The 9,481-nt window shown below is 65.1% G+C and carries 8 protein-coding genes; 4 read left to right on the top strand and 4 right to left on the bottom strand.

The window, feature by feature from the left end; genetic code table 11:
- Positions 1 to 243: 243 nt before the first annotated feature.
- Together NCS03_RS22580 and kdgD are read right to left on the bottom strand one after the other, a co-directional pair.
- Entirely contained in the window at positions 244 to 1,596 is a 1,353-nt protein-coding gene (locus NCS03_RS22580; protein ID WP_250529824.1) for an MFS transporter, read from the bottom strand.
- 119 nt (positions 1,597 to 1,715) lie between these two features.
- Positions 1,716 to 2,633 (bottom strand): 5-dehydro-4-deoxyglucarate dehydratase, encoded by a 918-nt coding sequence (gene kdgD / locus NCS03_RS22575; RefSeq protein WP_008348545.1) that lies wholly within the window; start codon positions 2,631 to 2,633, stop codon positions 1,716 to 1,718.
- 204 nt (positions 2,634 to 2,837) lie between these two features.
- On the opposite strand from kdgD, the gene garD reads away from it, so the two are divergent.
- Both garD and NCS03_RS22565 read left to right on the top strand, forming a co-directional pair.
- Positions 2,838 to 4,430, top strand: coding sequence for a galactarate dehydratase (garD, locus tag NCS03_RS22570; protein WP_250436816.1), 1,593 nt, complete (start codon positions 2,838 to 2,840; stop codon positions 4,428 to 4,430).
- 164 nt (positions 4,431 to 4,594) lie between these two features.
- Positions 4,595 to 5,806, top strand: coding sequence for an MFS transporter (locus NCS03_RS22565; RefSeq protein WP_250529823.1), 1,212 nt, complete (start codon positions 4,595 to 4,597; stop codon positions 5,804 to 5,806).
- On the opposite strand, the gene NCS03_RS22560 is transcribed toward NCS03_RS22565, so the two are convergent.
- Entirely contained in the window at positions 5,792 to 6,604 is an 813-nt protein-coding gene (locus NCS03_RS22560) for an SDR family NAD(P)-dependent oxidoreductase (protein ID WP_008348538.1), read from the bottom strand. The genes NCS03_RS22565 and NCS03_RS22560 overlap by 15 nt on opposite strands.
- Positions 6,605 to 6,722: 118 nt before the next feature.
- Here NCS03_RS22560 and NCS03_RS22555 point away from each other — a divergent pair, with 118 nt between their 5' ends.
- Both NCS03_RS22555 and NCS03_RS22550 read left to right on the top strand, forming a co-directional pair.
- Positions 6,723 to 7,670 (top strand): GlxA family transcriptional regulator, encoded by a 948-nt coding sequence (locus tag NCS03_RS22555; RefSeq protein WP_250436924.1) that lies wholly within the window; start codon positions 6,723 to 6,725, stop codon positions 7,668 to 7,670.
- A gap of 21 nt (positions 7,671 to 7,691) precedes the next feature.
- Positions 7,692 to 8,924 (top strand): Zn-dependent hydrolase, encoded by a 1,233-nt coding sequence (locus NCS03_RS22550; protein ID WP_175981200.1) that lies wholly within the window; start codon positions 7,692 to 7,694, stop codon positions 8,922 to 8,924.
- Here NCS03_RS22550 and NCS03_RS22545 read toward each other — a convergent pair.
- On the bottom strand, positions 8,921 to 9,478 hold the full coding sequence (locus NCS03_RS22545) for an RBBP9/YdeN family alpha/beta hydrolase (protein WP_175981198.1): 558 nt from the start codon (positions 9,476 to 9,478) through the stop codon (positions 8,921 to 8,923). The genes NCS03_RS22550 and NCS03_RS22545 overlap by 4 nt on opposite strands.
- Positions 9,479 to 9,481: the final 3 nt, after the last annotated feature.

Here is a 9,481-nt window from a genome sequence, read left to right as displayed (position 1 = left end):
CCTCCGGCCCACGGCCGAAGGCTCATGAAAGACCGAACACTAACGCTCGGCACTGTCCAAGAAATCCAAGCGGTTCAACAGCCCTTAGCGGCCTAGCCCAAAACTGTCCAACTTTGCGGGGTCAGTTCACTCGAGACTGAGGGCTTTTTAAACCAGTTGGGTGCGGCTTCTTAACGAGGGCAGGGTGCTCTGATCCGCACGCATTTCGAACCGGAATACATTTTCACCCACCAGCCGAGCCAATCAGACCCTCAACTCCACCCGCTTGATGTCCTTCACGACCACGAGATAGCTGAACACCGTGATCAGCGCATTGATCCCGACGAACGCCAGCGCGCCATTGAACGAGCCCGACTGCGCGACGAGATAGCCGATGACGATCGGCGTCACGATGCCCGCGACATTGCCGAACATGTTGAAGATCGATCCCGAAAGCCCGATGGCTTCCTTCGGCGACGTATCCGCGACCACGGCCCATCCCAAAGCACCGATGCCCTTGCCGAAGAACGCCAGCGACATCAGCGCGACGACGATCCAGTCCGTGTCGACGTAATTGCAGCCGATGATGCACGACGACAGCAGCATGCCGCCGACGATCGGCACCTTGCGCGCGAAAGTGAGCGACTTGCCGCGACGGATGAGGCCATCGGAGATCACGCCGCCCAGCACGCCGCCCGTGAACCCGCAGATCGCCGGCAGTGACGCGACGAAGCCTGCCTGCAGAATCGTCATGTGACGCGCCTGCACGAGATAGATCGGGAACCACGTCAGGAAGAAGTACGTCAACACGTTGATGCAGTACTGCGCGAGATACACGCCGAGCAGCATCCGGTTGGTCAGCAACTGCTTGACGACGGGCCAGCCCACGCTGTGGGACGTGCCACGCGCCACGCCGCCCGCGCGCTGATGACCGCGCACGAGACCGCCGCCTTCCTCGATGTACTCCAGCTCCTGCCGGTTCACGCGCGGATGATCCGCCGGATTCTTCATCACGGCGAGCCACGTCAGCGCGAGCGCGAGACCCGCAACGCCCATCACGATATAGACGTGATGCCAGCCGAAAGCATGCGTGAGCCACGCCATCAACGGCGTAAAAACGACGGCCGCGAAGTACTGCGCCGAGTTGAAGATCGCCGATGCCGTGCCGCGTTCTTTCGTCGGGAACCAGCTCGCGACGACCTTCGCATTGGCCGGAAACGCGGGCGCTTCCGCCGCGCCCATCGCGAAGCGCAGCACGAAGAGGGCGGTCACGGCGGTCGCCGCGCTGCCGAGCAGGCCGATCGAACTTTGCAGCAACGTGAACAGCGACCACAGGAAAATGCTCGCCGCATACACGCGCCGCGCGCCGAAGCGATCCAGCAGCCAGCCCGCGGGCACTTGCGAGAGCACATACGCCCAGCTGAAGGCCGAGAAGATGTAGCCCATGCGGATCGCGTCGAAACCGAATTCGGCGCGCATCGCGGAGCCCGTCACCGACAAGGTCGCGCGGTCCGCATAGTTGAACGTCGTGATCACGAAGATCAGCAACAGAATGAGATAGCGCACCTTGGTGCGCTTCATGACGTCCGCGGGATTCGCGGTGCGGCTCATCGACATGGACTTCCCCTTTCTTTCCGTACGTGCGAGATGCACGGAGGGCCGCTCGCGCGGCCCTCATCGGCGAAGCGTCACACGGCGTCGTGCGTCCTCGCTTCGCCCGTCTCCTGCCTGTGCCTTTACTGCGCGCCGAGCTTCTTGATGAGCACGTCGAGTTGCTCGAGCTCGTCTTCGGTCAGATCGGTCAGCGGCGCGCGCACCGGGCCCGCATCGTGGCCGACGAGTTTCGCGCCCGCCTTGACGATCGACACCGCATAGCCCGCACGGCGATTGCGGATCTTCAGGTACGGCAGGAAGAATTCGTCGATCAGGCGGCCCGTGGTCGCGTGGTCGTCGGCGGCGATTGCGCGATAGAACTCCATCGCGGTCTTCGGGATGAAGTTGAACACCGCCGACGAGTACACCGGCACGCCGAGCGCCTTGTACGCGGCTGCGTAGACTTCGGCCGTCGGCAGGCCGCCCAAGTACGAGAAGCGGTCGCCGAGGCGACGGCGGATCGTCACCATGTTCTCGATTTCGCCGACGCCGTCCTTGAAGCCGATCAGGTTCGGGCAGCTATCCGCGAGTTGCTCCAGCATGTCGGCGTTGAGCTTCGAATTCGCGCGGTTGTAAATGATGACGCCCATGTTCGGCACGGCGCGGCAGACTTCCTCGGCGTGCGCGCGGATGCCTTCCTGCGACGCTTCGGTCAGATAGTGCGGCATCAGCAGAACGCCTTGCGCGCCTTGCTTCTCCGCTTCCTGCGCAAAGGCGATGGCCGTGCGCGTCGGGCCGCCCGCGCCGGCGAGGATCGGCACCTTGCCGCGGCACACTTCGGTGGCCGTCTTCACGATCTGCGAATATTCGGGTTGCGTCAGCGAGAAGAACTCGCCCGTGCCGCCCGCGACGAACAGCGCTGAAGCACCGTAAGGAGCCAGCCATTCGAGGCGCTCCGCGTACGTGTTCGCGCGGAAGTTGCCTTGTTGGTCGAAATCCGTCACGGGGAAGGAGAGCAGGCCTTCGGAAACGATTTGCTTCAGTTCTTGCGGTGTCGTCATGGTGATGAAGTCTCGATGTTCGGCGACCGGCCGATTGCCGATCTCGTAAGTCATCGTACAACATAGACTGACGTCAGACAATCTATTTACGCGTGCAAAATCAATGGATACGGGTAAATACTAACCAACTGTGACTGTCTATGTTGTAGGATGACATAACTCAAACCGCAGCCGCGCGGTATGTTTGCTCAAGGATTCGTCAGAATGAATCAGTCCCCTCTCTATATTCGCGTCCACCCGGACGACAACGTCGCGATCGTCGTGAACGACGGCGGTCTCGGCGAAGGCGCCACGTTCGCCGATGGCCTCGTGCTGCGCGAACGCGTGCCGCAGGGCCACAAGGTCGCGCTGAAGGATCTCGCGGAAGGCGATGCGGTCATCCGCTACAACGTCGTGATCGGCTATGCGACGAAAGCGCTCCCGAAGGGAAGCTGGATCAACGAGCACGTCACGCGCATGCCGACGCCGCCCGAGCTGCACGACCTGCCGATTGCGACGATCAAGGCGCCGGACGAATCGCCGCTGGAAGGCTTCACGTTCGAGGGTTATCGGAACGCCGACGGCTCGGTCGGCACGCGCAACATCCTCGCGATCACGACGACGGTGCAATGCGTCGCGGACGTCGTGCAGCATGCCGTGACGCGCATCAAGGCGGAACTGCTCCCGCGGTATCCGAATGTCGATGACGTCGTGAGCCTCGGTCACACATACGGCTGCGGCGTGGCCATCGACGCGCCCGACGCGATGGTGCCGATCCGCACGGTGCGCAACATCGCGCTGAATCCGAACTTCGGCGGCGAAGTGATGATGGTGTCGCTCGGCTGCGAGAAGCTCCAGCCGGAACGCCTGATGCCGCCGGGCACGATTCCGATCGCGGCGGCATCGGCGGAAACGGAAGACGTGGCCGATATCGGCGACAACACGCACGACGACAACGGCGGCACGGTCGTGTTGCAGGACGAGGCGCACGTCGGCTTCGGCTCGATGATCGAGTCGATCATGCGGATGGCCGAGACGCATCTGAAGCGCCTCAACAATCGCCGTCGCGAGACGTGTTCGGCGGCGGATCTCGTCGTCGGCGTGCAGTGCGGCGGCAGCGATGCGTTTTCCGGGCTGACGGCGAATCCGGCGGTCGGTTTCGCGACCGATCTGCTGGTGCGCGCGGGCGCGACCGTCATGTTCTCGGAGGTCACGGAAGTGCGTGACGGCGTCGCGCAACTGACGGCGCGCGCGGCGAACCGTGAGGTGGCCCAGGCGATCATCCGCGAGATGCAGTGGTACGACGATTATCTGAAGCGCGGCGGCGCGGACCGCAGCGCGAACACGACGCCGGGCAACAAGAAGGGCGGGCTGTCGAACATCGTCGAGAAGGCGATGGGTTCCATCGTCAAGTCGGGGTCATCGACGATTTCGGGCGTGCTGTCGCCGGGCGAGAAGGTGAAGCAGAAGGGTCTGATTTACGCAGCGACGCCTGCGAGCGATTTCATCTGCGGGACGCTGCAGCTCGCGGCGGGCATCAACCTTCACGTCTTCACGACGGGGCGCGGCACGCCGTACAGCCTCGCGGAAGTGCCGGTGCTGAAGGTCGCGACGCGCTCCGATCTCGCGCGCCGCTGGCACGATCTGATGGACGTGAACGCGGGAACCATCGCGACGGGCGAGGCGACCATCGCCGATGTGGGCTGGGAACTGTTCCGGCTGATGCTCGATGTCGCGAGCGGGAAGAAGCAGACGAAGGCGGAGGCGTTGAAGCTGCACAACGCGCTTGTGTTGTTCAATCCGGCGCCGGTGACGTGATTCGATGCGCGCTCGCCGGAAACGAAATCGCCCCGCTTTGAGCGGGGCGATTTTTTTTGCGGGCGCGGTGTGAGGCGGATGAGCGAGCGGAATGCGCGATCGGACCGCCACGCTGGGCCATTCTTTGGCACGATGACATCGAATCGATGACACGAATCGAGCCCATGCCATCTCCTTTCGCCACACCGCGCCCGCCGATCCCCCGCACCGTCTGGGCGCTCGGCCTCGTCAGCCTGTTCATGGACCTGTCTTCCGAGTTGGTGCATGCGCTTCTACCGATCTACCTCGTGACGACCATGGGCATGAGCGTCACCGCACTCGGCGCGCTGGAAGGCGCAGCCGAAGCAACCGCGATGATCGTGAAAGTCTTTTCGGGCGCGCTGAGCGACTGGCTCGGACGCCGCAAGGGCCTGCTGCTCTTCGGCTACGGCCTCGCGGCATTGACAAAGCCGCTATTTCCCCTCGCCGAAACGCCCGCGCTGGTCGTGGCCGCGCGTCTCGTCGATCGCTTCGGCAAGGGCATTCGCGGCGCGCCGCGCGATGCGCTGGTCGCGGATGTCGCGCCGCCGGAAATCCGTGGCGCCGCTTTCGGCCTGCGGCAGTCGATGGACACGATCGGCGCGTTCGCCGGGCCGTTGCTCGCCATCGTGCTGATGCTCGCGTTCTCCGATCACATCCGCACGGTGCTCTGGTTCGCGACGGTGCCGGCGTTCATCGCCGTCATCATCATTCTGTTCGGCGTGCGTGAGCCGGAAAGCGCGTCCGCACGAGGCGCGAGCTTCCGCTCGCCGCTGCACTGGCGGTCGATGCGCGAGTTTTCTGGGCGCTACTGGTATGTCGTCGCGATCGGCGCGACCTTCACGCTCGCGCGCTTCAGCGAGGCGTTCTTGGTACTGCGCGCGCAGCAGACAGGACTCGATATCGCGTGGATTCCCGCCGTGATGGTCGTGATGAGCCTCGCGTATTCGGCGAGCGCGTATCCGGCGGGCGTGCTGTCCGATCGATGGGACCGGCGCGCGTTGCTCGCCTGCGGCCTGGCGCTGCTGATCGCGGCCGATGTGCTGCTCGGCGCGGGATCGTCGATGCTCACGCTGTTCGCGGGCGTCGCCTTGTGGGGACTGCACATGGGCTTCACGCAAGGCATTCTCGCGGCGATGGTCGCCGAATCCGCGCCGCCTTCCCTGCGCGGTACCGCATTCGGCGTGTTCAATCTCGCGAGCGGCGTCTGCATGGTGCTGGCGAGTGCGATCGCCGGATGGATCTGGGATCGCCATGGCGCGCCGGCGACCTTCTACACCGGCGCCGCGCTCGCGCTGATACCGCTCGTCATGTGCTTCGCGCCACGGCGAGCGGATTCCGCGTCACGAAAGGCTTGAAGCGCCCGATACATACCGTGCAGCCGGCTTGTTCGCCGACAACTCCGGCGCCATCGCCTGCCGCGCCGCTTCGTACGCGTCCCACTTCGCGCCGTCGTGCAGCGACGGAATCGTCACGAGCTCATCGCGATCGAAGCCGACGAGCGCCGCATCGACCATATCGCCCGCCGACATCACGATCGCCTTGTCGAGATTCTCGATCGGCAGGCCGCCCGTTTCCCAGAAGTCGGTGGCCGTCGCGCCGGGCAGCACGGCCTGCACGCGCACGCCCTTGCCCGCCAGTTCGCGATGCAGCGACTGGCTGAACGCGAGCACGAACGCCTTGGTGCCGCCATACACGCCGTTGAGGATCTCCGGCGCAATGCTGACGATCGACGCAATGTTGATGATCGCGCCACGGCCTCGCGCGACGAAGCCGGGCACCGCCGCGTAAGCGAGGCGCGTGAGCGCGGTCACGTTGAGATCGATCATGCGCGTCATCGCGTCGACGTCGCTGTCGAGCAAAGGCGTATGCGTGCCGATGCCCGCGTTGTTCACGAGCAGCGTGATGCTCGCGTCATTCTTCAGCTTCGCTTCGACAGTGGCGAGCGCGCTGCGGTCGTTCAGATCGGCATCGAGAATCTCGACGCTGCGGCGCGTCTCGTTCGTGATGCGTTCGGCGAGCGCCGCGAGCTTGTCGCGATTGCGCGCGACGAGAATGAGGTCGTAGCCGCGCCGCGCGAGGCGCTCCGCATAGACCGCGCCGATTCCGGAAGACGCGCCCGTGACGAGCGCGGTGCCGAGGTGTGTCTGCGTCATGTTTCACTCCGTCAGAAAACAAGTGGTTGATTGCGTGAGTGAATTCTGGCCGGATTTGACCGTGACGCAAATGACGTATAGGGTAGTGATTCGTGACATCGCGCGGCAGGAAAACGACATGCACCGCATCGGCTATTTATTGAGCGACGGCTTCCAGATCATGGCGCTCGCCTCGCAGACGGTTTTCGAAATGGCGAACGACGTATCGGGCGAGGCGTTCTACGGCATCGAAAATTATTCGACGGCGGGCGGCGAAGTGCGCTCGTCGCTCGGCATGAAGATCGACACGCGAGCGATCACCGCGCGCACGCAGATGGACACCTGGATCGCCGTCGGCGTCACCACGCCGCTCACGATCGCGCCGCCCGCCGACGTGTTCGCGTTCCTGCGCCGCGCGGCGAAGCGCACGCGGCGTATCGCGGGCATCTGCACGGGCGCATTCGTGCTGGCCGGAGCGGGCCTGCTCGCGAATCGCCGCGCGACCACGCATTGGGCCTACGCGCGCGACATGCAGCGGCTCTATCCCGATGTGCAAGTGGAAGAAGACCGCATCTTCATTGTCGATGGCCCGGTCTGGACGTCGGCGGGCATGACCGCGGGGCTCGATCTCGCGCTCGCGATGGTCGAGAAGGATCTCGGCGCCGATATCGCCCGTTCGGTCGCGCACAAGCTCGTCATGCATCAGCGTCGCGCGGGCGGGCAGTCGCAGCATTCGGAAATGCTCGATCTCGCGCCGAAGTCCGATCGCATCCAGAATGCGCTGAACTATGCGCGCAAGAATCTGAACCGGCCGCTGACGGTCGAGGAGCTCGCGGGCGAGGCGCATCTGAGCCCGCGTCAGTTCAGCCGCGTCTTCACGCTGGAGACGGGGCAGTCGCCGGCGAAAGCCATCGAAGGATTGCGGCTCGAAGCGGCGCGTCTGATGATCGAGAAAAGCCGGCATTCGCTCGAAACGATCGCGCAGGAAACGGGCTTCAGGGACCGCCGTCACATGCGCGAAGCATTCATGCGCGGCTTCGGCGTGCCGCCGCAGGAAGTGCGGCGCGAGGCGCGCACTCAAACGTAACGACTACATCGAGGACAAACAGTGCTGAAGATCAATCCCGCCCGCCTGCTCGACGACCTCCGTCATCTGCGCACGTTCGGCGCAACCGGTCCGGGCGTCGTGCGCCTCTCGCTGTCATCGGTCGATATGGACGCGCGCCGCTGGCTCGCGGGCCGCATGAACGAAGCGGGACTCGCCGCGACGATCGACGGCGTCGGCACCGTGTTCGGCCGCTCGCGCAACGCGGGCCCGGCGCTTTTGATCGGCTCGCACACCGACACGCAACCGACCGGCGGCTGGCTCGACGGCGCGCTCGGCGTCATTTACGGCCTCGAAATCGCGCGGGCGCTCGCCGAATGCGAAACGACGCGTCATTTCGCGGTGGACGTCGCATCGTGGATCGACGAGGAAGGCACGTTCTCGGGCTTTCTCGGCAGCCGCAGTTTCGTCGGCGAAGCCGTCGATGAAGCCCTGCGCCACGCGCGCAATCGCGAAGGCGTCCTGCTCGGCGATGCGCTCGCGCAAGCCGGACTCATCGGCGCGGCGCGCGTGCGTATCGACAGGGCGCGGCACAAGGCGTATCTGGAACCGCACATCGAGCAGGGCGGACGGCTGGAGGCGCACGGCAAGTCGATCGGCGTGGTGACGACGATCGTCGGCATACGCGAGCTGAAGCTGCGCTTCACCGGGCAGCGCAATCACGCGGGCACGACGCCGATGTCGATCCGGCGCGATGCGGGCGCGGCGCTCGTTGCGTTCATCGCGCGCATGGACGAAGCGTTTCGCGCAATCGCCGATGCCGATACCGTCTGGACCGTCGGGCGCATCGAGCTCGATCCGGGTTCGTTCAGCGTGGTGCCGGGCGCGGCGGACATGTATCTGCAATTCCGCGACGCCAGCGCGGAGCGTTTGCGCGCGATGGAAGCCGCGCTCGCCGCGCTGATCCGCGACTTCAATGCAGAAGGGAAAATCGGTGTCGCGATGACGGACAGCGAGCCGCCCGAAGCGCCCGTCGTGATGGACGCCGCCTTGCAGGCGCATATCGCGGAGGCCGCCGAAGCGCTCGCGCCGGGTCAGTGGGAACGCATGCCGAGCGGCGCGTCGCACGATGCGCAGGTGATCGCGCATCATGTGCCGGCGTGCATGCTGTTCGTGCCGAGCATCGGCGGAGTGAGTCACGATTTCATCGAGGACACGGCGGAGTCGCACATCGTGCTCGGCTGCGAAGTGGCGGCGCGGGCAGCGGCGAATATCCTCGCGAGCTTGTCGGCTTAACGCTCGGTGATCTCCGCGATGTATCGCCCGGCGTCGCGCCAGAGGCCGAATCCCGACGCCGGATTCATGTGCCCGACTCGGCCGAGATCGGCGAGCCGCGCGCCCCAGTCGTGCGCCATGCCGGCGACGCGTTCGAAGCGCGCGAGCGGATCGTCATGGCTCGCCGCGACGACGCACGGAAACGGCAGGCGTTCGCGCGGCGTGGGCAGCCATCCGTGCAGCTCGAGTTCATCGACTGACGGATAGCCTTCCGGCAGCGGCGAATCGAAATCGGGCGGCGTGACGAAGAGCGCGCCCTGAATCTCGCGACGATGCCGCTGCGCCCAGTGCACGGAAATCATCACGCCGGCGCTGTGCGCGACGAGCACGACCGGTCCGTCGATCTGCGCGAGCGCCGCGTCGAGCGCGGCGACCCGCGCGCTCCGATCGAGCTTGTCGCGTTGCAGCGGCGGCACGGTACGCACGTTGTCATGCGCGTTGGCGTAATGCGTCTGCCAGTGGTCCTCGACGTGATCGCGCAGGCCGGGGACCATGAGTATCGTCGGTGCGTTCATGCG

The organism is Caballeronia sp. ATUFL_F1_KS4A, assembly GCF_023630905.1.
Lineage (GTDB): Bacteria > Pseudomonadota > Gammaproteobacteria > Burkholderiales > Burkholderiaceae > Caballeronia > Caballeronia zhejiangensis.
Note: the sequence above shows the minus strand (reverse complement) of the source record. Positions and strands in the feature narration are given on the sequence as shown.

Excerpts from the sequence above, each read along its gene's own strand:
- NCS03_RS22580 (WP_250529824.1), bottom strand. The coding sequence starts at position 1,596 with ATGTCGATGAGCCGCACCGCGAATCCCGCGGACGTCATGAAGCGCACC.
- kdgD (WP_008348545.1), bottom strand. The coding sequence starts at position 2,633 with ATGACGACACCGCAAGAACTGAAGCAAATCGTTTCCGAAGGCCTGCTC.
- garD (WP_250436816.1), top strand. The coding sequence starts at position 2,838 with ATGAATCAGTCCCCTCTCTATATTCGCGTCCACCCGGACGACAACGTC.
- NCS03_RS22565 (WP_250529823.1), top strand. The coding sequence starts at position 4,595 with ATGCCATCTCCTTTCGCCACACCGCGCCCGCCGATCCCCCGCACCGTC.
- NCS03_RS22560 (WP_008348538.1), bottom strand. The coding sequence starts at position 6,604 with ATGACGCAGACACACCTCGGCACCGCGCTCGTCACGGGCGCGTCTTCC.
- NCS03_RS22555 (WP_250436924.1), top strand. The coding sequence starts at position 6,723 with ATGCACCGCATCGGCTATTTATTGAGCGACGGCTTCCAGATCATGGCG.
- NCS03_RS22545 (WP_175981198.1), bottom strand. The coding sequence starts at position 9,478 with ATGAACGCACCGACGATACTCATGGTCCCCGGCCTGCGCGATCACGTC.